The organism is Microbacterium sp. LBN7, from assembly GCF_045690345.1.
Taxonomy (GTDB): Bacteria; Actinomycetota; Actinomycetes; order Actinomycetales; family Microbacteriaceae; genus Microbacterium.
On sequence record NZ_CP147856.1, the window covers coordinates 1,089,970 to 1,111,895 of the forward strand.

At 70.3% G+C, this 21,926-nt stretch carries 23 protein-coding genes and 1 tRNA gene; 9 read left to right on the forward strand and 15 right to left on the reverse strand.

Annotated elements, in window-relative coordinates; translation table 11 throughout:
* Window positions 1-130: 130 nt before the first annotated feature.
* On the reverse strand, window positions 131-1,624 hold the full coding sequence (locus tag LBN7_RS05280; RefSeq protein WP_407361180.1) for an L-serine ammonia-lyase, iron-sulfur-dependent, subunit alpha: 1,494 nt from the start codon (window positions 1,622-1,624) through the stop codon (window positions 131-133).
* Between the two features lie 124 nt (window positions 1,625-1,748).
* On the opposite strand from LBN7_RS05280, the gene LBN7_RS05285 reads away from it, so the two are divergent.
* The gene (locus LBN7_RS05285) at window positions 1,749-2,060 is read left to right on the forward strand and encodes a hypothetical protein (RefSeq protein WP_407361181.1); all 312 of its coding nucleotides are present in this window, start codon (window positions 1,749-1,751) and stop codon (window positions 2,058-2,060) included.
* Between the two features lie 143 nt (window positions 2,061-2,203).
* Here the strand turns inward: LBN7_RS05285 and LBN7_RS05290 are convergent, their stop codons facing one another.
* Window positions 2,204-3,934: an L-aspartate oxidase gene (locus tag LBN7_RS05290; RefSeq protein ID WP_407361182.1), complete on the reverse strand. Its 1,731-nt coding sequence runs from the start codon at window positions 3,932-3,934 to the stop codon at window positions 2,204-2,206.
* 71 nt (window positions 3,935-4,005) lie between these two features.
* On the opposite strand from LBN7_RS05290, the gene LBN7_RS05295 reads away from it, so the two are divergent.
* On the forward strand, window positions 4,006-4,941 hold the full coding sequence (locus LBN7_RS05295; protein ID WP_116634318.1) for a LysR family transcriptional regulator: 936 nt from the start codon (window positions 4,006-4,008) through the stop codon (window positions 4,939-4,941).
* Window positions 4,942-5,026: 85 nt separating this feature from the next.
* Window positions 5,027-6,367: an alpha/beta hydrolase family protein gene (locus tag LBN7_RS05300; RefSeq protein WP_407361183.1), complete on the forward strand. Its 1,341-nt coding sequence runs from the start codon at window positions 5,027-5,029 to the stop codon at window positions 6,365-6,367.
* 102 nt (window positions 6,368-6,469) lie between these two features.
* On the opposite strand, the gene LBN7_RS05305 is transcribed toward LBN7_RS05300, so the two are convergent.
* Window positions 6,470-6,542, reverse strand: a tRNA-Arg gene (locus LBN7_RS05305).
* Between the two features lie 77 nt (window positions 6,543-6,619).
* Window positions 6,620-7,204: an asparagine synthase gene (locus LBN7_RS05310; protein WP_116634316.1), complete on the reverse strand. Its 585-nt coding sequence runs from the start codon at window positions 7,202-7,204 to the stop codon at window positions 6,620-6,622.
* Between the two features lie 131 nt (window positions 7,205-7,335).
* Here LBN7_RS05310 and LBN7_RS05315 point away from each other — a divergent pair, with 131 nt between their 5' ends.
* The gene (locus LBN7_RS05315) at window positions 7,336-8,175 is read left to right on the forward strand and encodes an SDR family NAD(P)-dependent oxidoreductase (protein ID WP_407361184.1); all 840 of its coding nucleotides are present in this window, start codon (window positions 7,336-7,338) and stop codon (window positions 8,173-8,175) included.
* Between the two features lie 16 nt (window positions 8,176-8,191).
* Here LBN7_RS05315 and LBN7_RS05320 read toward each other — a convergent pair whose 3' ends face one another.
* The 6 genes from LBN7_RS05320 to LBN7_RS05345 form a co-directional block, all read right to left on the reverse strand.
* On the reverse strand, window positions 8,192-9,040 hold the full coding sequence (locus LBN7_RS05320) for a hypothetical protein (protein WP_243408828.1): 849 nt from the start codon (window positions 9,038-9,040) through the stop codon (window positions 8,192-8,194).
* Window positions 9,041-9,060: 20 nt separating this feature from the next.
* Entirely contained in the window at window positions 9,061-9,306 is a 246-nt protein-coding gene (locus tag LBN7_RS05325; protein WP_116634313.1) for a hypothetical protein, read from the reverse strand.
* Window positions 9,307-9,411: 105 nt separating this feature from the next.
* The gene (locus tag LBN7_RS05330) at window positions 9,412-10,071 is read right to left on the reverse strand and encodes a GntR family transcriptional regulator (RefSeq protein WP_407361185.1); all 660 of its coding nucleotides are present in this window, start codon (window positions 10,069-10,071) and stop codon (window positions 9,412-9,414) included.
* 88 nt (window positions 10,072-10,159) lie between these two features.
* Window positions 10,160-10,801, reverse strand: a complete 642-nt coding sequence (locus tag LBN7_RS05335; RefSeq protein ID WP_116634311.1) for an NADPH-dependent F420 reductase — start codon at window positions 10,799-10,801, stop codon at window positions 10,160-10,162.
* A 70-nt stretch (window positions 10,802-10,871) separates the two neighbouring features.
* The gene (gene sufU, locus LBN7_RS05340; protein WP_407361186.1) at window positions 10,872-11,306 is read right to left on the reverse strand and encodes a Fe-S cluster assembly sulfur transfer protein SufU; all 435 of its coding nucleotides are present in this window, start codon (window positions 11,304-11,306) and stop codon (window positions 10,872-10,874) included.
* Entirely contained in the window at window positions 11,303-12,610 is a 1,308-nt protein-coding gene (locus LBN7_RS05345; RefSeq protein WP_407361187.1) for an aminotransferase class V-fold PLP-dependent enzyme, read from the reverse strand. Before LBN7_RS05345 ends, sufU begins: the two co-directional genes overlap by 4 nt.
* A 161-nt stretch (window positions 12,611-12,771) precedes the next feature.
* Here LBN7_RS05345 and LBN7_RS05350 point away from each other — a divergent pair, with 161 nt between their 5' ends.
* Window positions 12,772-13,662 carry an RNA polymerase sigma-70 factor gene (locus LBN7_RS05350; RefSeq protein ID WP_407361188.1) on the forward strand — a complete coding sequence of 297 codons (891 nt, stop codon included), beginning with the start codon at window positions 12,772-12,774 and terminating at the stop codon, window positions 13,660-13,662.
* Entirely contained in the window at window positions 13,659-14,039 is a 381-nt protein-coding gene (locus LBN7_RS05355; protein ID WP_133192778.1) for a siderophore-interacting protein, read from the forward strand. Before LBN7_RS05350 ends, LBN7_RS05355 begins: the two co-directional genes overlap by 4 nt.
* Before the next feature lie 216 nt (window positions 14,040-14,255).
* Here LBN7_RS05355 and LBN7_RS05360 read toward each other — a convergent pair whose 3' ends face one another.
* Window positions 14,256-15,017: an SDR family oxidoreductase gene (locus LBN7_RS05360; RefSeq protein ID WP_407361189.1), complete on the reverse strand. Its 762-nt coding sequence runs from the start codon at window positions 15,015-15,017 to the stop codon at window positions 14,256-14,258.
* Between the two features lie 91 nt (window positions 15,018-15,108).
* Here LBN7_RS05360 and LBN7_RS05365 point away from each other — a divergent pair, with 91 nt between their 5' ends.
* Window positions 15,109-15,756 (forward strand): LysE family translocator, encoded by a 648-nt coding sequence (locus tag LBN7_RS05365; RefSeq protein WP_407361190.1) that lies wholly within the window; start codon window positions 15,109-15,111, stop codon window positions 15,754-15,756.
* Between the two features lie 13 nt (window positions 15,757-15,769).
* Here the strand turns inward: LBN7_RS05365 and LBN7_RS05370 are convergent, their stop codons facing one another.
* The 3 genes from LBN7_RS05370 to LBN7_RS05380 form a co-directional block, all read right to left on the reverse strand.
* Window positions 15,770-16,570, reverse strand: coding sequence for a DUF1206 domain-containing protein (locus tag LBN7_RS05370; protein WP_116634303.1), 801 nt, complete (start codon window positions 16,568-16,570; stop codon window positions 15,770-15,772).
* A 61-nt stretch (window positions 16,571-16,631) separates the two neighbouring features.
* Window positions 16,632-17,282 (reverse strand): GyrI-like domain-containing protein, encoded by a 651-nt coding sequence (locus LBN7_RS05375; protein ID WP_407361191.1) that lies wholly within the window; start codon window positions 17,280-17,282, stop codon window positions 16,632-16,634.
* Between the two features lie 94 nt (window positions 17,283-17,376).
* Window positions 17,377-18,240 (reverse strand): GyrI-like domain-containing protein, encoded by an 864-nt coding sequence (locus LBN7_RS05380; RefSeq protein WP_407361192.1) that lies wholly within the window; start codon window positions 18,238-18,240, stop codon window positions 17,377-17,379.
* A gap of 165 nt (window positions 18,241-18,405) precedes the next feature.
* On the opposite strand from LBN7_RS05380, the gene LBN7_RS05385 reads away from it, so the two are divergent.
* Window positions 18,406-18,921 (forward strand): hypothetical protein, encoded by a 516-nt coding sequence (locus LBN7_RS05385; RefSeq protein ID WP_116634300.1) that lies wholly within the window; start codon window positions 18,406-18,408, stop codon window positions 18,919-18,921.
* Between the two features lie 7 nt (window positions 18,922-18,928).
* Here the strand turns inward: LBN7_RS05385 and LBN7_RS05390 are convergent, their stop codons facing one another.
* On the reverse strand, window positions 18,929-20,257 hold the full coding sequence (locus tag LBN7_RS05390) for an aspartate aminotransferase family protein (protein WP_116634299.1): 1,329 nt from the start codon (window positions 20,255-20,257) through the stop codon (window positions 18,929-18,931).
* 121 nt (window positions 20,258-20,378) lie between these two features.
* Here LBN7_RS05390 and LBN7_RS05395 point away from each other — a divergent pair, with 121 nt between their 5' ends.
* Complete coding sequence (locus LBN7_RS05395) at window positions 20,379-21,905, forward strand: PucR family transcriptional regulator (protein ID WP_407361193.1); 1,527 nt, start codon at window positions 20,379-20,381, stop codon at window positions 21,903-21,905.
* Window positions 21,906-21,926 lie beyond the last annotated feature (21 nt).

The following is a 21,926-nucleotide window of genomic DNA, read 5'->3' on the forward strand; positions in this document are numbered from 1 at the left end:
CTCACTCAGGGAGACTAATCGCGACTCCCGACAAAGGCGACCCACCCCTTCTCATGCGAGTGGCCCCCGTGAGGGCGCGCACCGAGGGGCCGCTCGTGCACAAGGGGAGCGCTCGGCGAGACGGGAGGGGTCAGCACTCGATGACGTTGACCGCGAGGCCGCCCTCGCTGGTCTCCTTGTACTTGGTCGACATGTCGGCCCCGGTCTGACGCATCGTCTCGACGACGGCATCCAGCGACACGTAGTGGCTGCCGTCGCCGCGCAGCGCGAGCCGCGCGGCGGTGACCGCAGTCGAGGCGGCGATCGCGTTGCGCTCGATGCACGGGATCTGCACGAGCCCGCCGATCGGGTCGCAGGTGAGGCCGAGGTGGTGCTCCATCGCGATCTCGGCCGCGTTCTCGATCTGGCGGTTCGTGCCGCCCATCACCGCGGTGAGGCCGCCGGCCGCCATCGCGCACGCGGAGCCGACCTCGGCCTGGCATCCGCCCTCCGCCCCCGAGATCGACGCGTTCGCCTTGAAGAGCGATCCGAGAGCCGTCGCCGTCAGCAGGAAACGACGGATGCCGCGGCGGCGGTTCGCCTCCGCGACGAGGTCGTCGTCGCGCTTCGCCTCGTCGCTCGACGACCGCGAGCCATCGAATCCGAGCAGGGCGCTGCCGACCAGCTCTCCGTAGGGGGTGACGGCATTGCCGGCTCCGAGCCCGGAGTCGGCCATGAACCGCCACCAGTACATGCCGACCGCCGGGAGGATGCCCGCGGCACCGTTGGTCGGAGCGGTGACGACGCGACCGCCGGCCGCGTTCTCCTCGTTGACGGCCAGAGCGAAGGCACCGAGCCACTCGCCCGGGAGCTCACGGTGCCCGTCGGCTTCGGACTCCTCGAGCTGCGCGCGGATCGTGCCGGCGCGACGCTTCACCTTCAGCATCCCCGGCAGGACACCGTCGGAATGCAGCCCCGCGTCGACACAGGCGGACATCGCGTTCCAGATCGCATCGAGCCCCGCGGCGACCTCGTCCTCGCCTCGCACCGAGGACTCGTTGAGTCGCGCGAGCTCGGCGATCGACAGCCCGTTCTCGTCGCAGAGGGCGAGCAGCGACGCAGCATCCGTGTACGCGTAGGGGAAGCTGCCGGTCGTGAGCCTCGCCTCCTCGCCGTCGCGGCGGATGAAGCCCCCGCCGATCGAGTAGTAGGTGTCTTCGGCGACGACACCGCCGTCGGCGTCCCACGCGGTGATGGTCATGGCGTTCGGGTGGCCGGGGAGGCGCGTGCGCGGCTCGAAGACGATGTCCTCCTTCGCGAAGGCCACCTCGTGCACGCCGTTCAGCCTCAGCGGCTCGCCGGGCGTGTAGGCGGTCCACGCCGAGCGGACTTCGGCGGGGTCGCATGTCTCCGGCGAGAGCCCGCGGAGCCCGGCGACGACGGCATCCGGTGTGCCGTGGCCGATCCCGGTCGCGCCGAGGGAGCCGTAGAGCGTGCTGCCGATACGGGCGACGCGGTCCACCGCGCCGCTCGCGTCCAGCCGCTGCGCGAAGGCGAGAGCCGCCCTCATCGGTCCGACCGTATGGGAGCTCGAAGGTCCCACTCCGATGGAGAAGAGGTCGAAGGCCGAGACATACGCAGTCACAGGTCCAGGCTACGCCGCATTCCCGCACTCGGTTCACCCCCGCTGACCTGACGCTCGTCAAGCCCCTTCATCGAGGAGGGGTGACGCGGCATCCTGATCGTGACGACATCGAGAAGGGACGATCATGACCGACAGCATGCCAGACCAGGGAACGACACCGGCCGTCGACGAGGACACGGTGCACGCCCAGACGCCCGAGCAGGTGCACACGACGGATGACGCCGAATCATCCGGCGAGGCGACGACGCCTGCCGAGGCCGAATCACCCGAGCAGGCAGACCCGGAGGAGATTCCGACCACGGAGCAGCTCGAGGAGCCCAGCACCGAGAAGGACCCCGGCGAGGAGCCGAAGGCCCCGAAGCGCGATGACCCCGAACCCGACCATGAGGCGGTCGGGATCGGGGTCATCGACACGGAAGAGCCGCAGGCCGGCTGAGCCCTTCGACAGGCTCAGGGACCCAGAGGCGGGCTCTTCGACAGGCTCAGGGACCCAGAGGCGGGCTCTTCGACAGGCTCAGGGCCCCAGAGGCAGGCTCAGTGATCCGGGGATGGGTCGCTGAGCCTGTCGAAGCGTCGAATCTACTCGACGAGCTTGCCCTCGGTGTCGACCTCGCGCATGAGCTCGGCGATCTCGGCCGGGATCTCCGGGATGGCCTCCCGGGTCACGCCGTCACGCGGGCTCCACACGAGGTTCACCTGCAGCGTCGGGTCGCTGTCGGGGAAGTCGCTGCGGTTGTGGCATCCGCGGGTCTCCCGTCTCTCCAGCGCCGCCTCGAGCGTGGCGCGAGCGGCGAGCGCCGACGCCTTGAGGTCGAACGCGTGCGCGAGATCCTGGAATCCGGCGATGTCGGGGTGGATGCCGACGTCCTCCATGCGCCCCTCGATCATGTCGAGGTCGGCGAGCCCTGCGCGCAGCCCGTCCTCCGAGCGCACCACGCCGGCGTACTCGGTCATGAGGTTGCGGATCGCGCGCTGCAGCGCCCGGACGTTCTCGCGGCCGTCGGCGGCGAGGAGATCGGCGATCTCGGCGCGTGCCTGAGCGACCGCCTCCGGCGAGCGCCGCTGTGCATCGAGCCCGGCCGCGTGCGCCATGGCCGCCTGCCCGACGATGCGCCCGTAGACGAGCAGCTCGATGAGCGAGTTCCCGCCCAGGCGGTTCGCGCCGTGCAGTCCGCTCGAGGCCTCGCCGATCGCGTAGAGTCCGTCGACGTCGGTCTGGTGGTCTTCGGGCCGCACCCACACGCCGCCCATCGAGTAGTGCGCCGTGGGGGCGATCTCGATCGGATCGGTCGTGATGTCGAGCATCTGCAGCTCCATCATCGTCTGGTAGACGCGGGGCAGCCGGGTCATGATCGTCTCGCGCGGCAGGTGCGAGACGTCGAGCCAGACGCCGCCGTTCTCGGTGCCGCGTCCCTCCGCGATCTCGGTGTACGCGGCGAGCGCGACCCGGTCACGCGTCGACAGCTCCATGCGCTCGGGGTCGTACCTCTCCATGAACCGCTCGCCGAGCGCGTTGCGCAGGATGCCGCCCTCGCCGCGGGCCGCCTCGGAGATGAGCGTGCCGGCGGCGTTCTCGGGCTCGATGATGCCGGACGGGTGGAACTGCACGAGCTCCGGGTCGCGCAGCCGGGCCCCGGCGTCGACCGCGAGGCGGAACGAGTCGCCGGTGTTCTCATCGCGACGCGACGAGGTTCGACGCCAGATGCGGTTGTGCCCGCCGGCGGCGAGGATCACGGCATCCGCGTGGATCAGGTAGCGCGTGCCGTCGGCCTGGTCGAAGCCGTAGGCGCCGAACACGACGTTGTCACGCACGAGCAGACGCGTGATGTAGACGTGGTCGAGGATCGGCACCTCGAGCTGCTCGGCCCTGCGCACGAGGGTGCGCTGGATCTCGAGACCGGTGTAGTCGCCGGCGAAGGCCGTGCGACGGAAGGTGTGGGCGCCGAAGAAACGCTGCGAGATGCGGCCGTCGTCCTCGCGCGCGAAGTCCATGCCCCAGCGCTCGAGATCGCGGATGCCGCGCTCCGCTCCCTGCGTCACGATCTCGACCGTGTGCGGATTGGCGAGGAGGTAGCTCTCCTTGATCGTGTCCGCCGCGTGCTGCTGCCAGCTGTCATCGGCATCCATGGTGCCGAGCGCGGCGTTGATGCCGCCGGCGGCGAGGGAGGTGTGGGCATCCTGTCGGGGGCGTTTGCCGACGGCGAGGACGTCGATGCCGTGTTCGGCGACCTCGATCGCCGCCCGCAGCCCGGAACCACCGGTCCCGATGACCAGGACGGTAGTGGAGATCTGACGTTCGCGTGTACTCATGCATTTCACGCTAGTTAGGCGATCCTAATAACTCCAATGCATAGTTCGACTTCGAACCATGCAGGTAGGCTATGGTCATGAACCTCGAGCAACTGCGCGGGTTCGTCGAGGTGGCACGACTCGGCCACTTCACCCGCGCCTCCGAGCACCTGCATCTGGCGCAGCCCTCGTTGAGCCGCCAGATCTCGACGCTCGAGCGCGAGCTGGGGGCCGAGCTGTTCCATCGCGCACGCGGTCACATCGCTCTCACCTCCGCCGGAGAGACGCTGCTCCCCCGCGCTCAGCGGATGCTCGCCGAGGCCGAGGCCATCCGCGAGGAGATGGACGAGCTGCAGGGCCTGCGCCGCGGGCGCGTGCGACTGGGGGCTCCTCCGACGCTGTGCATCAGTCTCGTCGCCGAGGCGATCAGCGTCTTCCACTCCGCGCACCCCGACGTCGATCTGCACCTCATCGAGAGCGGCTCGCGCCTCCTCGTGGAGCAGCTCGCCGTCGGCGCCGTCGACATCGCGCTGATCACCGAATCGGACGGACCGCCGCCATCGGGGTTCAGTCTCACGCGCACACCGCTGCTCACCGAGGAGCTCGTCGTCGTCTCTGCGGCATCCCGGCCACCGGTGGCGGTGACACCTGCGATCGGACTCGAGCATCTCGCCACCCTCCCGCTGATCGCGCTCGACGAGACCTACGAGCTGCGCGCCACGACCGACGCCGCCTTCCGCTCTGTGGGGCTCACGCCGACGCATGTGCTGGAGGGCGCCGAGATGGACGCCGTGCTGCGCTTCGTCGAGCGCGGGCTCGGTGTCGCGGTGGTGCCGGCGATGGTGCTGCTCGACCAGCCGGCGCTGCGATCGGTGCGGCTGACGCATCCGATGATGACGCGGATCGTGAGCCTCGCACACCGATCGGACGTGACGCCGGCCGTCGCCGTGGCCGCCATGCGGAAGGTCATCCTGTCGACCGCCGCTGAGGTCGCCCGCCGCGACCCGGCGATCACGAGCCTGCTCTGACGCGGTGCGGCTCATCCTCCCGAGGTATCGGATTCCACCCCGAGGATGACGACCCGTGCAGGCGCCGGCTCCTAGCGTGGAATACATGCCCTGGCTCGACATCGCGGTGGCCGTCGGCCTCATCGCCACCCTCCTCACCGCGCTCACGACACGCAAGCGCTCCCTCACTCCGGTCTCGGTTGTCGGCGGTGCGGCGTTCATCCTTCTCGGCGTCGCGTGGTGGGTGGAGGGCGACCGCTGGCAGGTCATCGCTCTGACCGTCTGCGGTGCGCTCGTCGCCGGTCTCGCCGTGTGGGCGCGGTCCGGCCGGCTCACGGTGCTGTCCCGTGCGGCATCCGTCGTCGTCGTGGCCGCGCTCGTCATCGTCGCCGGTGCCGCGTGGGGACTGCCACCGCTGCGGGTGCCCGTGCCGTCCGGCCCGCAGGCCGTGGGTGTGGGGTCGACGGTGTGGATAGACGACACCCGCGATGCGCGCGGCGGCGACGGGGGCGAAGGCGAATCCCGATCGATCCCGGCCACGGTCTGGTACCCGGCCTCCGCCTCGGGCGAGGCCGCCGCCTACCTCCCCGATCGAGGACGAGTGGATGAGCTCACCGGCGGGCTGGCCGCCCAGTACGGCATGCCCGCCCTGATGTTCGACGGCGTCGCCCGCGCTCGCGCCAACGCCACCGAGGATGCCCCTCCGACCGACGGCCGCTTCCCCGTGGTCATCGCATCACCGGGCTCGGGGAGCACCCGATGGCTGATGACCTCGTGGGCGGAGGAGCTCGCGAGCCACGGCATCATCGTCGTGGCGCTCGATCACCCCTACGACTCGGCATCCGCCGAGCTGGCCGACGGCTCGACGGCCGACAGCGAGCTCGTCGCGACCGGAGATGACGAGCGTGACCAGGCCGCAGCCGACGCCGCGGCGGCGATCCGCGCGCAGGACATCAGCGCGGTCATCGACCGGATCGATCGAGGAGACGCCGGGCTCCCGGCGCTCGACCATGCGGATCCGTCGCTCATCATCGCAGCCGGGCATTCGCTCGGCGGCGCCGCCGCGGTCGAGGCCGCACGGATGGACGATCGGATCCGGGGCGTGATCGACATCGACGGGATGCCGCGATCCCCCGCCGGCACGGACCTCGGCCGCCCCGTGGTCTTCCTCGTCGCAGGAGACAGCGACCCCAACCCGGAGTACGAGACCGCGGTGAACGGCTTCCTCGCGCACGGGGATGCGGAGCGCGTGACGCTCGACGGCGTCGCCCATCTCGGCTTCGTCGATGCGGGACTGATCCTCGCTCCGCTGCCGACCATCACCGGGATCCGGGGGCCGGAGGGTCCGCGTCTCTCGGCGCAGGCGACGCTGGCCCTGGTGGATGCCGTGACCTCGGATGCACCCCTCGACCAGAAGGCGCTCAGCGGGATCGGCGTCGTGGGCTGATGAGCGGGTCGGGAGCACCGCCCGGTCGCACGCGAGACCCCGGACGAAGCAGAGACCCCGTCGCTTTCGCGACGGGGTCTCTGTCACTGTCTCAACACAGTGTGCGCCCGAAGGGACTCGAACCCCTAACCTTCTGATCCGTAGTCAGATGCTCTATCCATTGAGCTACGGGCGCATGACTCGCGCTGCGGTGAAGCTCAGCGGGCCGACGATAAGCCTACAACAGTCCCGACGCGAAAGCGAAACGAGGCCTCACTCCGAGGCGGCGTCGGCCGTCTCCTGCTTCTTGCGGCGCTTCGCCCGTGCACGCTGCTCGGACGACAGTGCCTGAAGGTCGACGAGACGGAGCGCCTGCATGCGCGCCTCGCGCATCTTGCCGTACTCCGGATCCTGGTCAGGACGCATGCCCTCCACCCGCAGTCGGCGGTCGAGGTTGTGCCGCACGTCGGCCCAGGCCGCCTCGCGCGCCTCTTCCACGATGACGCTCAGCCGCTGCCGGTCCTGCATGATCTCGCGCAGCTTCACGGCGACGCCGGTGGACTGCTTGGCCCGTCGGCGGAGGTTGCGCACATCGCGGTCGCGGTAGTCATGCGTGCCGTGCGGATCGGAGTGACGACCGCGAGCGCGCTTGCGCAGGGCCGTCACGTTCGCGGCGGCCTCTTCGGCCTCGGCGGCCATCGCTCCGAGCGCCTCGCGGGCGTCGGCGATGTACTTGTCGGTGTCGAAGACGCCGTCCTCGGCGATGGTGCCCACGAGGATGTGGTTCTTCACGGCGAGGCGCGCGGCAGCGGTCGCGATCGCAACGCCTTCGGCGATGGCATCCGCTGTTCGTCCCACCGCGACCTCCTCTCCTCGAGCGTACCGGTATGCCGCCGGAGCGGTGTGGGTGAGAATGGGTACCGGTTCAGCATCCCCCATCGGTCCGACATTCGCCCGGTGCGACCCGTGACGCGTCCGCAGGAGGCCGCATGAAGCATCTCGACCTGGTCGGCAGCACCACCGTGATCACGGGAGCGGCGAACGGCATGGGCGCAGACATCGCCCGACTCCTCGCGGCCCGCGGAGCGCATCTCGCGCTGATCGACCACGACGCGGCGGCCCTGTCGGCGCTGGCCGACGGGCTTCGCGGGTCCACGGTCACGACGCACGTCATCGACCTCCGCGACGATGACGCCGTGTTCGCCGGCGTCGCGGAGATCACGGGCGCGCACCCGCGCATCAATGCGCTGATCACCTGCGCCGGCTCGTCGATGCTGGGCACCCTCGACCAGCTCACGATGGAGGAGATGCGCTGGCTCACCGACGTCAACCTCTGGGGAACGGTCTCGGTCACCAAGGCGCTGCTCCCGGCGCTGCGCGCAGCCCCCGCCGCGCACATCACCCACCTCGCCAGCGTCTACGCCCTGGCTGCTCCCGCGGGACGGATCCCCTACGCGATGAGCAAGTTCGCGGTGCGGGCGTTCTCCGAGGCGCTGCGGCACGAGCTCGAGGGCAGCACGGTCTCGGTCGGCGCGGTGTATCCCGCCGGCGTGCGCACCGGGATCATCCTGCACGGCCGCTACGCCGCGGCGATCGATCCCGATGTCGCCGCGCGAGCCGCCGCCGCGCAGGCGGCGATGTACCACACCGAGCCCACGGATGCCGCGGCCCGGATCATCCGCGCGACGGAGCGCCGCGCGGCGCGCACGATGGTCGGGCGCGAGGCCCGCCTGATCGACGTGCTGGTGCGCGCCACGCCGTCGGGCTACTGGCGGGCGATGCGCCGGCCCCTGCGCGCGGCGATCGACACGACGACGCCCGTCGCCTGACCGCGCGACAGAGCGGTCACTGGACCGCGCCGACCCAGATCCCGGATGCCCAGGCCTGCTGATCGCCGTCGCAGCCGACCGAGCCCGGATAGCCGCGGACCACGGCCATGCAGTTCGCCAGGAACTCGGGATCGGACCCGAACATCGAGTCGTACGCCGACGACGAGGTCAGGGAGCCCCAGACGCGGAACTGGTAGATGTGCGCGAGCTCGTGCGCCATCGCCCAGTTCAACCGCCCCTCGTCCCAGTCGGCGACATCGGCGCGGTACTTGATGTACCCGTTGCTGTTCGCACAGGCCGGCGCGCTCCCACCGGCGCAGGACGACGACTCGTAGAGACCCACACCCGCACCCCCGACGCGGTCGAGAGCCGCGCGCACCCTGGCGTAGCCGCCCGGACCGCTCGTCGCCCACGGGGGGCCGTCGGGGCCGGCATACTGCGCGGCCTGGACCGACTCCCAGCTCGCCACCTCGGAGCCGACCTTGGCGGTCAGTGCGTGGATCGTTGCCGTCGCCGCCACCACGGTGGCGGGATCCGCCTTCTCCGCGAGGACCGTCTGCTGTGTCGAGAGCGCCGACGCGAGATGCGTCGCGGTGTCGACCTTGCCCTGCGCCCCGTCGAGCGCCGCGCTCAACCCCGCGAGCTCGGTGACGAATGCCGGGCGCACCTCCAGCACGGCAGCACGATCCTCCGCGTCCTGCTCGGCCCGGTCGACGGCGCCTTCGAGGTAGTCGGTGCGCTGCGCGGCGGAGTGCGACTGGGCTGCCAGCGCACGGAGCTCAGCGACGGCCTCCGCCCGCTCCTGGTCGAGTCCGGCGGCGCGCGCCGCGATGCCGGCGCAGAGCAGGATCGCGGACACGACCATGACCGCCAGCATCCGGCGCATTACTTCAGGAATCCGGTGGTGTCGGCGAGCTTGGCGTCCTGTTCGGCGATCTGGGAGCGCAACGTCGTGAGCTTCTCGGCGAGCTCGAGGTTCTCGCCGCGCGACGCATCGAGCTCCTGCTCGACCTGCTCGATCTGCGCCTTCACCTCGGCGACGGCCGAGGCGCGCTCCTGATCGGCGACCATCACGACGACGGCTCCGCCGACCAGCAGCAGGCTTCCGACGACGACAGCAAGATTCCGCATCTCGCTCCCCAGGGCAATCGCGACAGCTCCGGAACCGTTCCGATGTGCCCAATATACAACTGGGGCGCGGGCCGACCCACCCGTCGCCGCTCGCGCGTCGCCGGGTCAGATCACGACGTCGTTGTCCGCGAGCCGCAGCTGGGCCGCCAGCTGGCCGCTCGCGAGATGCTCGGGGACGATGCGGCGCAGCGCATCCGTGTCGCGGGCGCTGATGGCCTCGAGGATCGCGCGGTGCTCGGCCGCCATCGCCAGCAGATCGTCGTGCTGCCCGAACAGCCAGCGCAGACGGGTCGCGAAGACGTCGATCAGTTCGCACAGCATGTCGTTCCCGGCGAGGACGGCCGCGACCTCGTGGAACTCCCCCGCCGCCATCCGGGCGGCCTCCGCGTCGCCCGCCTGCGCGGCGGCGAGCTCCCGCTCGTACACGTCTCGGAGTCGCGCGATGCCGGCTTCATCGTGTCGCTCGGCGGCGAACACGAAGATGAGCGTCTCGACGGACTCGCGCACCTCGGCGAAGTCCCTGATGTCGCGCTGCGTGAACTCCCGCACCACGGCCCAGCTGCGCGGTCGCGCGACGACGACACCCTCCGAGACCAGCGTGCGGATGGCCTCACGCACCGGGAGGCGCGAGACATCGAGCTCGGCCGCGATGTCCCGTTCGACGAGTCGCGATCCCGGAAGTCGTCGACCCAGGACGATGTCGTCGCGCAGAATACGCGTCACCCTCACCGACTCCAGTTCGCCGGTCGCCCCCGCCGCCGTCATGTCCGCATTCTCTCACCTGGACGACGGTTCACCAACTTTTGGTATCCCAACCGTGACGGGAGGGGACCCCGAGCGGCGGGGCCGCCGTTCAGGGCAGGCGGTTCGCGATCGCGAGGTTGGCCTCGAGCTCCTCGGCGTTCTGCCGCACGACGTACGCCGGACGGTCGCGCTCGACGCGCCAGGATTCGCTGAGCGGTCCGACGTTGACGGTGTCGAACCCGGCCTGGTCGTAGAAGCGCGTGACGAAGGCCACGGCCTCGGCATCGTCACCCGCGGTGGCGAGCGCCCGGCGGTCGGGGGTGCCGGCCGGGGTCCCCTCGCTCGTGATCGCGGCGGCGTAGATGTGGTTGAACGCCTTGGCGATCCTCGAGGTGGGAAGCTGGCGCTGCAGCAGTTCCGACGTCGTCGTCTCGCCCTTGTCGAGCGCCTCGATGTGGCCGTCCCGCTCGAAGTAGTAGTTGTTGGTGTCGAGGACGATCTTGCCCGCCAGCTCCTCGACCGGCAGGCGATCGATCGCGTGCAGGGGTACCGTCACGACGACGGCATCGCCGGCCGTCGCCGCCTCTGCCGCGGTGGCCGCGGTCGCCCGCGGTCCGAGCTCTGCGACGAGGTCGGCGAGAGTCTCCGGGCCGCGCGAGTTGGCGATCACCACGTCGTAGCCGTTCGCCACCGCGACCCGCGCGACCTGGCTGCCGATGTGTCCTGCACCGATGATTCCGAGAGTTGTCATGCTCGGGGCAACGCCGCAGCGCCGGGGCTATTCCCGGACGTGACGCCGTGTGACCGCGTCCCGCGCGGAGTCAGCTCCGCGTCAGCGCGTCCTCGGCGGCGACCCAGGCGAGCATCGCGCACTTGACCCTGGCCACGTACTTCGAGACCCCGCCGAGCGCGGCCGCGTCACCCAGCAGCTCCTCGTCGGGTTCGATCTTCCCCCGCGAGCGCATGGCCTCGCGGAACGCCGCGATCCGGACCTCGAGCTGCTGGACCGAGAGACCCTCCGCGAGTTCGGCGAGCAGAGAGGCGGAGGCCTGCGAGATCGCGCAGCCGTGCCCCTCCCAGGCGATCGCCTCGACGGTCCCGTCGGCGGCGCGGTGCACCTGCAGGGTCACCTCATCCCCGCACGTCGGGTTCACCTGATGCGACTGCGCGGGGATCTCGTCACGCAGCCCGTACCCGTGCGGCGTGCGGGAATGGTCGAGGATCAGCTCCTGGTACAGATTCTGCAGATCGCTCATGCGCCCCTCCGGAAGAAGTCGATCGCGCCGGCGACGCCGTCGATCACCGCGTCGACCTCGGCATCCGTCGTGTAGAGATAGGTGCTCGCCCGCGTCGACGAGGTGACGCCGAGGCGGCGATGCAGCGGCTGGGCGCAGTGGTGCCCGACGCGCACGGCGATGCCGAGGTCGTCGAGGTACTGGCCCACGTCGTGCGAGTGGATGCCGGCGACGTCGAAGCTCGCGAGCCCTACCCGCGGCAGATCGATACCGGCGCCGAGGACGCGCACGCCGTCGATCGCGGCGAGTCCGTCGACGAGTCGCCGACCGAACGCCGCCTCATGGGCCGCGATGCGCGGCATCCCGACAGTCGTCAGGTAGTCCACGGCGGCGGCGAGCGCGATCGCCTGCGAGACGCGCTGCGTTCCGGCCTCGAACCGCTGCGGCGGCGGAAGGTACTCGGCCTCGGTCGTGGTGACGGTGGTGATCATCGAGCCGCCGGTGAGGAACGGCGGCATGGCCTCCAGCAGCGCACGCCGACCGTACAGCGCGCCGATGCCCGTGGGTCCGAGCATCTTGTGGCCGGAGAGCACGGCGAAGTCGACGTCGAGCGCGCGCACGTCGAGCGGCAGATGCGGGGCCGACTGGCAGGCGTCGAGCAGAGTCAGCGCTCCGACCCCGCGGGCGAGCGAGACGAGCTGATCGACCGGATTGATCACGCCGAGCACATTCGAGACGTGCGTGAACGCGACGAGCTTCGTGCGCTCCGTGATGAGGTCGGCCGCGACGTCGAGGCGGAGGGCGCCGTCGTCATCCAGCGGGATCACCCGGAGCGTCGCACCGGTGCGGGCGGCGAGCTCCTGCCACGGGATGAGGTTGGCGTGGTGCTCCATCTCGGTCGTGACGATCTCGTCGCCCTCGCGGAGACGCAGTCGTCCGGCCGCCGCTCCCCCGCGGCCGACGGACGCGTTCGACAGCGAGTAGGCCACCAGGTTGATCGCCTCGGTGGCATTCGAGGTCCAGACGATCTCGTCGTCGTCGGCGCCCACGAAGTGCGCCACCGTGCTGCGGGCGTCCTCGAAGAGCTCGGTCGCCTCGGCGGCCAGGGTGTGAGCGCCGCGGTGCACGGCGGAGTTCATGGTCGTCGCGAACGCGCGCTCGGCATCCAGGACGGCGAGCGGCCGCTGCGAGGTCGCCCCCGAATCCAGGTAGGCGAGCGGATGCCCCTGCACCTGCGTCTGCAGGATCGGGAAGTCCTCGCGGATGCGGCGGACCTCGGCCTCGCTCAGAGGGGCGATCACGTCGACTGCGGGCGAATTGCTCATCGTTCCAGTTTCTCACCTGACGGCGCGGACGGGGCGATGTCACGGATCCGACCGCTGTCCGGTCACAGCTGGTGTCACGGATCCGACCGCTGTCCGGTCGCAGCTGGAGACAGGTGCGTGCGCGACGGCGCGCGTACGATGACCACGAAGGGTGGAGCCGCATGCAGCAGGAGCCGATCACCGAGCTGGACGACGCGATCGCCGTCTTCGATGCACACAGGCGGCGACTCTTCGGCATCGCCTATCGGATGCTCGGCACCGTCTCGGATGCCGAGGACATGGTGCAGGAGACCTGGATCCGCTGGCAGAGCACCGATCGCGCCGACATCCGCGAACCCGCCGCCTTCCTCGCGACGATCACCACCCGGCTCTCCATCAACGCCCTGCAGTCCGCGCACTCGCGGCGCGAGACCTACATCGGTCCGTGGCTCCCGGAACCGGTCAACACCGACGACGACCCCGCTCTCGGCGCCGAGAAGGGCGAGGCTCTGCAGTACGCGGTGCTCATCCTCCTCGAGAAGCTCACCCCCACCGAGCGCGCGGCCTACGTGCTTCGCGAGGCCTTCGACTACCCCTACCCGCGGATCGCCGAGGTCATCTCGTCGACGGCGGTCAACGCCCGGCAGCTGGTGAGCCGCGCCCGCGGTCACCTCGCCTCGGCGCGGAAGGCCGAGGCGAGCAAGAGCGAGCAGCGCCGACTGCTCGAGGCCTTCCTCTCCGCCGCACAGCGCGGCGACGTGAGCGCCCTCGAATCGATCTTCGCCGCCGACGTGGTCAGCTACACCGACGGCAACGGGGTGAAACTCGCCGCCCGGATCCCGATGTTCGGCCGCACGCGGGTCGCGAAGTTCACCGCCGCCTTCGCCGATCACTTCTGGACGGGGAAGACCATCGGCTGGGTCGAGGTGAACGGCCAACCTGCGGCGACTCTCCTCGTCGACGGCGAGGTGACGACGCTGGTCACCGTCGTCACGGGAGAGGACGGCATCGAACAGGTGCTCTGGGTCATGGCTCCGGACAAGCTCGGCAACGCCGAGCTGGTTCGGGGATGACGACACGTCCGTCTCGGTGGTGGCGACGACGACGTGAGAGCGTGCAGGACGCGGAGCTCGTCGCTGCGCTCGCGACCGCGATGATCGTCAAGGATGCGGCCGGGATCCGGAGGCTGCTCGACGCCGAGGTGACGATGGTCGTCGACGGCGGTCCGCTCGACCTCGGCGGCGAGCTGATCGGTCGCGACGTCGCGGCGGTCGAGCTGCTGTCGTATCCGCCCGACCTCGCGGTCGTGGGCATCAACGGCGCACCGGGCATCGTGGCGCGGCGCGACGGCGAGGTCGTCGCGACCGTCAGCGCGGTCGCACGTCGCGGGCTCATCGTGACGCTATGGTCGGTCCGCAACCCGGACAAGCTGCGGCACTGGGATTCCTGAGCAGAGTCGGCGCGCACCCGTCACAATCGCGGGTGCCGCGCGGACCTAGCTGTGGGGCGACATCACTCTCATCGCATCCGCGCTCCAGAGGGAGTCACCATGAACATCGTCGTCATCGGCGGAACAGGACTCATCGGCGCCCGCGTCGAAGTGCGGGAAGCATGCAGAAGGGGCCGGGATCCATCAGGATCCCGGCCCCTTCGTCGTGGAGAGCTGTCAGCGCGTGGGCGGCGGATTCAGCGGCAGCCAGTCGGCGAAGCGCGTTTCGAAGATCTGCGCCCCGGAGCCCGGGAGCAGCATCTCGGTCGTGAGCCGCTCGCCGAAGTAGGTCGCGTCGGGGTCGACCACCACCGGTCGCGGGTCTTCGCGGAACGTCAGTCCGGTCCGCACGAAGTCCGCCAGGGTGAACTGCTCGGGACCGGCGACCTCGGTGATCCCGCGCGTCGGCGACCCGACGGTGGCGCGGGCGACGGCCGTCGCGACGTCGTCCGCGGCCATGGGCTGGATGAGAGCCGAGGAGAGGCGCACCTCGTCGCCCACGGTCGCGCTTCCGGCGATCGCGCCGACGAACTCGAAGAACTGCGTGGCGTGGACGATCGAGTACGGGACCCCCGAGTCCGCGATCAGGCGCTCCTGCTCGACCTTGGCGCGCATGTATCCGCTGTCGGTCATGCGCTCCGCTCCGACCACCGAGAGCGCGACATAGTGACCGACGCCTGCCTCCGACGCGAACCGGGTGATGTTGCCCGTCGCCGTGGTGAAGAAGGCGAGAACATCGGCGTCGGCGAAGGACGGCGAGTTCGACACGTCGAGCACCGCCGATGCGCCGGCGAGAGCCTCGGCGAGCCCGGCTCCGGTGAGCGTGTCGACTCCGGTGTTGGGCGATGCGGCGACGGCCTCGTGTCCGTGTTCGGCGAGCAGTCGGACGACCTTGGATCCGATCAGACCGGTGCCTCCGATGACGACGATCTTCGACATGGGATTCCTTCCGTGAAGGGGGGCGCCGAATGCGCCCGCTCTGTCGGCTATGACCGGGCACCTCGACGATCCGTGACAGTAAGCTCGCACCATGTTCAGCGCCGAGACCCTCGTGACCTTCATCATCGCGGCCTTCGTCATGGTCGTCATCCCCGGTCCGACCGTGCTGTTCACGATCGGGCGCGCGATGGCGCTGGGGCGCCTGGGCGGTTTCCTCAGCATCCTCGGCACGGCCGTCGGCTCGATCGTGCTCGTGGTGGCCGTCGCCCTGGGTGTCGGCACCGTGGTCGCGCAGTCGGCGGTGCTGTTCACGATCGTGAAGGTCCTCGGCGCCGGGTACCTGGTGTTCCTCGGCATCCAGGCGATCAGGCACCGGAAGGACGCGGCGAGCGCGATGTCGGGTGCGCAGCCGCAGCGCTCGCGTCCGCGGCTGCTTCTCGAGGGCTTCGTGGTCGGCGTCACGAACCCGAAGTCGATCGCCTTCTTCCTGGCGATCCTCCCTCAGTTCGTCGACCTGCACGCCGGCTCCGTCCCGACGCAGCTCTTCGTGCTCGGGGTGATCGTCGTGACGATCGGCGTCGCCTGCGATGCCGTCTGGGTGCTTCTGGCCAGCGCGGCACGCGACTGGTTCGGGCGGTCCCCGCGCCGGATCGAGGCGATGGGCGCGACGGGTGGGGCCCTCATGATCGGCCTCGGCGCCTTCCTCCTCGTCTGGAGCGAGAAGCCGGCGACCACCTGATCCCCGTGTGCGACTACATCCGCGCGTAGCGCGAGCGCGCGATGCAGAAGAGCCCGTAGACGGCGAGCCCCACGCCCACCGCGCAGAGGATCGCCGGTCCGAGCGGGAGTGCGACCAGACTGCGCAGGGCACCGTCGAGACCCGCCGACTTCTCGGGGTCGTTCGTGAACGCGGCGACCACGAACAGCACGCCGGTCACCGCCACCGCGATGCCCTTGGCGATGTAGCCCACCACTCCGAAGGTCACGATGCCGCCGCGCTCGGCGCCGGAGGGCAGATCGAGCAGCTTCTCGAAACCGCGCGTGAAGCCGCTCACGACGAACCCGACGCCCACCCCGCTGACGGTGAGTCCGATGATGACGAGCACGACGACGCCGGCGGGTGCCGCGAGCATCACCTCGCTGAGGGTCTGCGAGGCCTTCTCGGAGGAGACCCGGCCGCCGAACGCGACGATGAGGGCCATCCCGGCGATGACGAGATAGGCGAGGGCGATGCCGAAGAACTTGACCCGCTTGCCCCACTTCTTCGTGTCCGCCGGGTCGGAGGCGAGGAAGGCGCTCGCGATCTGCCACCCGGCGAGGCCGATGAGCCCCGCCGCGATCACACCCAGCAGCAGCCCACCGACGGGACTCAGCCGCACCTGCTCCATGGCGCCGTCCTGGTCGGCGTCGCCGCCGGCGCCCACGGCGAGCGAGACGGCGAGGCATCCGATGATGATGTGGATGACCCCGACGATGACGAAGCCGACACGAGCGATCCGGCGGAACCCGTCGGAGCGCTGGGCCGCGCGCGCGGCATCTTTGGCGGTGGTCATCGCTGCAGACTACGCCGGTCGTGGGCGGGGTGCCGAGGGGGTTGCCTTCCTCACCACCGGGTCACTCGCCCGCCGATCCGTCGATTCTCGCCACCGGCTGCCGCAGGATCGTGCGCAGCTTCGACGGCTCGACGCGACGCATGTCGCTCAGATAGATCTCGTGATGCAGCCCGGTCATCTCCAGCCCGTTCTCGGGGATGAAGCGATGGTGCAGGTCGTCGAGCACCGGTCCCTCGTCGTCGAACGGTCCGACATGCAGCGTCTGCACGCTCAGCCCCTCGGCGAGCGTCTCGAGGCGCACCGACGGGAGCGCGGGTGACGGCTGCTCCTTCTTCTTGACCGCCTTCGTCTCGACGCTCGCGACCGCATCGGCGAACATCTCGGGGGTGACGTGGTCGGGGACCATGATCATGAGGGTCCACAACCAGGCCGACTTGTCGCGCTGCGAGGTGAACGACTCCATGTCGGGCGCATGCCAGAGCCCTTCGAGCGGCATCACCACGGTGTCGATGCCGAGCTTCTCGCGACTCGCGAACTTCAGGGTGTATGCCAGGGGGAACAGCGCCGTCACGGCATCCTGATACGCCTGCGCCGTGTTGGGATCGCCGGTGCCGTCGACCATCAGATACTGCAGGGGCGGCACCTCGACCAGGCGGATCACGCCGCGCTTCGCCTGATACGCGTCGAGTGTCTTCTTGGGATCGGTAGCCATGGCACGCCTCCGTGTTCGTGCCACCAGTGTGGCAGGGCCCGCCGACATCGGGCCGGGGACCGCGGTGATCGCGCTCCCCGGCCCGGCCGGGTGCTCAGCCCTGCTCGATCGGCAGCCAGAGCTGGCAGGACGCGGTCGTCCCGGTGAACTCCAGATACCGGACGATCGACGGACCGGGCCGCAGCCGCCACGGGTTCGACGGGAACCACTCGGTCGCCGTCGCCGCCCACAGGTTCTGCAGCGTCTCGGGGAACGGGCCGCTCGACGCGAAGACCGCCCACGCACCCGCCTCGAGGCGGATGGCGTCGAGGTCGTCGGGCACCGGCGTCGACGCCTGCAGGGCGACCCCGTGCAGGTAGGTGAGCATGCTGCCCTCCGGCGCGTCGGGCTCGACATCGGCGGTCACCGCCAGGATGCCGCTCGGCTCGGCGTCGCCGAGCGCCTTGAGGCGAGCGTGCTCGCTCGGCGGGATGGCGGCGATGTGCTGCTGGATGTGAGGGTTGACGCCCTCGTGGATGAGCGGGACCTCGGCCGAATGACCGGCGAGGACGAGCTCGGGCTGCTGCGTGATGGTGACATCCATCGGGGTTCTCCCTTCGACGCTCAGGCGGAACCGGAGCGTGGGTTGTGTGCGGAGAGGCCCCCCGTCTCGACGCGCATCGTTCGGGCCGATCCCGTGCACGGCGCGGAACGCGCGGCCAAACGCCTCGATCGAGCCGTAGCCGTGGCGCACCGCCACGTCCAGGATGTTCGCGGCGCCGGCCACGAGTTCGGCTCCGGCCAGCGTCATCCGCCGCCGACGCACGTACTCCGAGAGCGGCATCCCCGCCAGTGCCGAGAACATCCGACGCAGGTGGTACTCGGTCGTGCCGTGCTCGCGGGCGAACCCGACGACGTCGATCTCCTCGCCCGCATCGGCGTCGACGAGATCGATCAGGGCATTGAGCGTGCCGATCATGAGGTCCTCCTTTCCTCACCATCGTCGGTGCCGGACGCACCTCGTCACCCGATCATTCTGGTCGGATCCGATCGGCCAGGGCATTCATCACACTCGATCAGCCAACTGTGAACAAGGGACGGCTAATGTTGATGTTCCTGGGGAAAACGGCGAAGGCGAAGCAACATGAAGGTGAACGATGTGCTCGCCGGCGTCCCCTTCCGGGCACCCGACCTCGACGATGCCGAGAACCCGTTCCTGCACACCGAGCTCTTCGTCGACGCGCAGGTCACCCGCATCCTCGTCGACGTCATGACCGGCACCGTCGGCATCCTGTTCGAGCTGCGGCAGGCCGAGCGCCTGCGTGCGAACACCGCGCTGCTGCGCGTGACCGGCGTGGCGCAGCAGAACTGGATCTGCACCGCGATGGCCAACGAGTTCACCGCCTGGTCGATCACGGGAGCCACGATCCACCAGCGACTCGGCGAGTTCCAGTTCGTCGCGCAGTGCCTTCCCGCGGGCGCCCTGCGTGTGGTGGGCTCCTCAGCGGAGTTCATCCTGCTGGAGGCCTCCGCTCTCGCGACCGCGCCGCCCGACTACCGGACGGACTCCCACGACCTGATCCGCTTCGGCGTCGCGAACGAGACCACCGAGTGCGAGGCGGTCGGCATCGCCCGCTCGGTGCAGACCGAGAAGGTCTGACGCGGAGTCAGCGCGAGAAGGCGGCGAGCGCTTCGTCGACGATGTCGAGGCCCCGTGTCGCATCCTCCGCGGTGATCACGCACGGCGGAACGACGTGGAGGCGGTTGTCGGCGAAGAACGGCAGCAGACCGCGCGCGAGCAGATCGCTCTTGAGCGCACCGATCGAGGCCGCCGGCAGCGGCGCCCGTGTCTCCCGGTCCTCGACGAGCTCGACGGCCCAGAAGACGCCGCTGCCGCGGACCTCGCCGATGACGTCGTGCTTCTCCGCGAGCTGCTCGAGGCGCGGTCCGATGACCTCGGCGCCGATGCGCTTCGCGTTGTCGACGACGCCTTCCTCGCGCATGGCCTCGATCGTCGCGACGACGCTGGCGGCCGCGAGCGGGTGGCCGGAGTAGGTGAGCCCTCCGGGGAAGACGCGCTCATCGAAGTGGTGTGCGATCTCACCGGGGATGATGACGCCGCCGATCGGCACGTAGCCGGAGTTGACGCCCTTCGCGAAGGTGATGAGGTCGGGGCGCACGCCGAAGGCGTCGAGCGCGAGCCACTCGCCGGTGCGGCCGAAGCCCGCCATGACCTCGTCGAGGATCAGCAGGATGCCGTAGCGGTCGGCGATCTCGCGCACGCCTTCGAGGTAGCCGGGCGGCGGCGTGAGGATGCCGGCCGTCCCGGGCACGGTCTCGAGCAGGATCGCGGCGATGCTGTCGGGGCCCTCGGCCTGCACGACGCGCTCGAGGTGGTGCAGCGCGCGGGCGGACTCCTCCTCGGGCGTCGTCGCCCAGAACTCCGAGCGGTACAGGTACGGCCCGAAGAAGTGCACGTGTCCGCGGGAGTACTCGTTGGGGATGCGGCGCCAGTCGCCGGTCGCGACGACGGCGGCTCCCGTGTTGCCGTGGTACGAGCGGTAGGCCGAGAGCACCTTGTCGCGCCCGGTGAACAGGCGGGCCATCCGGATCGCGTTCTCGTTCGCGTCGGCACCGCCGTTGGTGAAGAACACCTTCTCGAATCCCTCGGGAGCGATGTCGACGATCAGCCGCGCGGCCTCGGCGCGCACGGCGTTGGCGTGTGCGGGAGCGACGGTCGTCAGCACCTCCGCCTGCGCCTGGATGGCCGCGACGACCTTCGGATGCTGGTGCCCGATGTTCACGTTGACGAGCTGGCTCGAGAAGTCGAGGAACTGATTGCCGTCGGCATCCCACACCGTGGTGCCCGAGCCGCCGGCGATCGCCATCGGCGCGAGCGAACCCTGGGCCGACCACGAGTGGAACACCCGCGAGCGGTCGGCGTTCGACACCTCGGCGTTGGTGAGGGTCGAGGCGGAGGGGGTGCTGGTCGTCATGGAGGGCCCTTCGAAGTCGGCGGCACCCCGATCATCTCAGGTCGCGGCGCGGAGAGATCGCGACAATCCGTCTACCAACCGGCCACTTGACGGACAGAACGGCATCGGACAGGATGCGGGAGTGCCCGCCACTCTCCGCGCCCTGCTGAACGAGTCGCGCTTCGACCTGCGTCCGGTCAGCGGCGTCGACGACGCCCTGCTCGCGCAGGCCGTCCTGTGGGCGCACAACTCGGACCTCCCCGATCCGACCCCCTGGCTCGACTCGGGGGGTCTCCTGCTGACCGACGGCGTGCAGTTCGACGCACCCGACCCCGAGCCGGCGCACCCCTATGTGCAGCGGCTCGTCGATCACGGCGTGCTCGCGCTGGGATTCGCCACCGGGATCGTGCACGAGCGCATCCCGAGCGAGCTGACCGAGGCCGCCGCGGCCCGGGGCCTCCCTCTGCTCGAGGTCCCGAGGGACACCCCGTTCATGGGGATCATCCGCTTCATCTCCGACGCGGTGGCCGACGACGACCGGCAGATGCTGGAGCGATCACTGCGCGCGCAGCGCTCGGTCGCCCGCGCGGCCCTGCGGCCCGACGGACTCGCCGAGATCCTCCGCGAGCTCGAGCGCAACCTGGACTGCTGGGTGGCCCTCTTCGACGCCTCCGGCGCGCGCGTGAAGGTGCCGACGCTGCGGGAGATCCCGCCGTCGATGGCACCCGAGATCCAGGATGCCGTGGCGAGCATGCTCGCGCGCAGCCGCACGGCGGCCGTGCGGCTCAGCGTCACCGGAGCGGACGAGGTCACGCTGCAGACGCTCGGTCAGCGCGGAGATCTGCGCGGCATCCTGGCCGTCGGCACGGGCACGGGGGCTCTCGATCGGGCACGCGCCGACCTCGTCGATGCGGTGATCGCGCTCGCCAGCATCGCTCTCGAACAGAGCCGCACGCTCGACGATGCGCGGCGGCGCCTGCGCTCCGGCGTGCTCGAGCTGCTCATGGCCGGCATCACCGCGGTAGCGCAGCGCACCGTGGCGCACCTGTGGGGGCCGCTCCCCGACGGCCCTCTCCGGGTCGGCGGCATCGCCCTGCCGGACGACGCGGAGGGCGGCGCGCAGGCCCTGCGCTCCGCCCTGGAACTGCTCGCCGTCGAGAGCCGTGGAGCGGTGTTCTTCGCGGAGCGCGGCGACCGTGTCGTGACGGTCACGCCCGACGACGGCAGAGCCGGATTGCTCGCGCTGCTGAATCGCCACGGCGTCGCCGCGGGTTTCTCGGCGGCCGCGAGCTGGGACCGGCTGACCGAGGCGATGGCCGAATCCGAGCGGGCGCTGGCCCGGACGACGCCGCACGAGCCGATCGCCGAATTCGACGACATCGCCGGGGCCGGACTGCTCGGACACCTGGAGCACACGCAGGCGCACGACATCGCGAGACGGATGCTGCTGCCGCTCGAGAGCGCCAACGACCCGGCTGACCTGCGGCGCACCCTCGAGGTCTGGCTGGAGCACAACGGCGCGTGGGATCCCGCGGCCAAGGCGCTCGGCATCCATCGGCATACCCTGCGCGCCAGGGTCGATGCCGCCGGCGCGCTGCTCGCGCTCGACCTCGACACGTTCGCGGCGCGCGCCGAGCTCTGGGGCGCCCTGCAGCTCACGCAGCGCTGATCCCCCCTCTCTCGGCGAGAA

What these genes read in the sequence shown, in the direction of transcription:
- sufU (WP_407361186.1), bottom strand. Translation starts at nt 11,306, where the DNA reads ATGAGCGATCTGCAGAATCTGTACCAGGAGCTGATCCTCGACCATTCC.
- LBN7_RS05320 (WP_243408828.1), bottom strand. Translation starts at nt 9,040, where the DNA reads ATGGTCGTGTCCGCGATCCTGCTCTGCGCCGGCATCGCGGCGCGCGCC.
- LBN7_RS05390 (WP_116634299.1), bottom strand. Translation starts at nt 20,257, where the DNA reads ATGACGACCAGCACCCCCTCCGCCTCGACCCTCACCAACGCCGAGGTG.
- LBN7_RS05385 (WP_116634300.1), top strand. Translation starts at nt 18,406, where the DNA reads ATGAAGGTGAACGATGTGCTCGCCGGCGTCCCCTTCCGGGCACCCGAC.
- LBN7_RS05360 (WP_407361189.1), bottom strand. Translation starts at nt 15,017, where the DNA reads ATGTCGAAGATCGTCGTCATCGGAGGCACCGGTCTGATCGGATCCAAG.
- LBN7_RS05375 (WP_407361191.1), bottom strand. Translation starts at nt 17,282, where the DNA reads ATGGCTACCGATCCCAAGAAGACACTCGACGCGTATCAGGCGAAGCGC.
- LBN7_RS05295 (WP_116634318.1), top strand. Translation starts at nt 4,006, where the DNA reads ATGGTCATGAACCTCGAGCAACTGCGCGGGTTCGTCGAGGTGGCACGA.
- LBN7_RS05345 (WP_407361187.1), bottom strand. Translation starts at nt 12,610, where the DNA reads ATGAGCAATTCGCCCGCAGTCGACGTGATCGCCCCTCTGAGCGAGGCC.
- LBN7_RS05300 (WP_407361183.1), top strand. Translation starts at nt 5,027, where the DNA reads ATGCCCTGGCTCGACATCGCGGTGGCCGTCGGCCTCATCGCCACCCTC.
- LBN7_RS05330 (WP_407361185.1), bottom strand. Translation starts at nt 10,071, where the DNA reads ATGACGGCGGCGGGGGCGACCGGCGAACTGGAGTCGGTGAGGGTGACG.
- LBN7_RS05335 (WP_116634311.1), bottom strand. Translation starts at nt 10,801, where the DNA reads ATGACAACTCTCGGAATCATCGGTGCAGGACACATCGGCAGCCAGGTC.
- LBN7_RS05355 (WP_133192778.1), top strand. Translation starts at nt 13,659, where the DNA reads ATGACGACACGTCCGTCTCGGTGGTGGCGACGACGACGTGAGAGCGTG.
- LBN7_RS05315 (WP_407361184.1), top strand. Translation starts at nt 7,336, where the DNA reads ATGAAGCATCTCGACCTGGTCGGCAGCACCACCGTGATCACGGGAGCG.
- LBN7_RS05325 (WP_116634313.1), bottom strand. Translation starts at nt 9,306, where the DNA reads ATGCGGAATCTTGCTGTCGTCGTCGGAAGCCTGCTGCTGGTCGGCGGA.
- LBN7_RS05285 (WP_407361181.1), top strand. Translation starts at nt 1,749, where the DNA reads ATGACCGACAGCATGCCAGACCAGGGAACGACACCGGCCGTCGACGAG.
- LBN7_RS05290 (WP_407361182.1), bottom strand. Translation starts at nt 3,934, where the DNA reads ATGAGTACACGCGAACGTCAGATCTCCACTACCGTCCTGGTCATCGGG.
- LBN7_RS05380 (WP_407361192.1), bottom strand. Translation starts at nt 18,240, where the DNA reads ATGATCGGCACGCTCAATGCCCTGATCGATCTCGTCGACGCCGATGCG.
- LBN7_RS05350 (WP_407361188.1), top strand. Translation starts at nt 12,772, where the DNA reads ATGCAGCAGGAGCCGATCACCGAGCTGGACGACGCGATCGCCGTCTTC.
- LBN7_RS05365 (WP_407361190.1), top strand. Translation starts at nt 15,109, where the DNA reads ATGTTCAGCGCCGAGACCCTCGTGACCTTCATCATCGCGGCCTTCGTC.
- LBN7_RS05370 (WP_116634303.1), bottom strand. Translation starts at nt 16,570, where the DNA reads ATGACCACCGCCAAAGATGCCGCGCGCGCGGCCCAGCGCTCCGACGGG.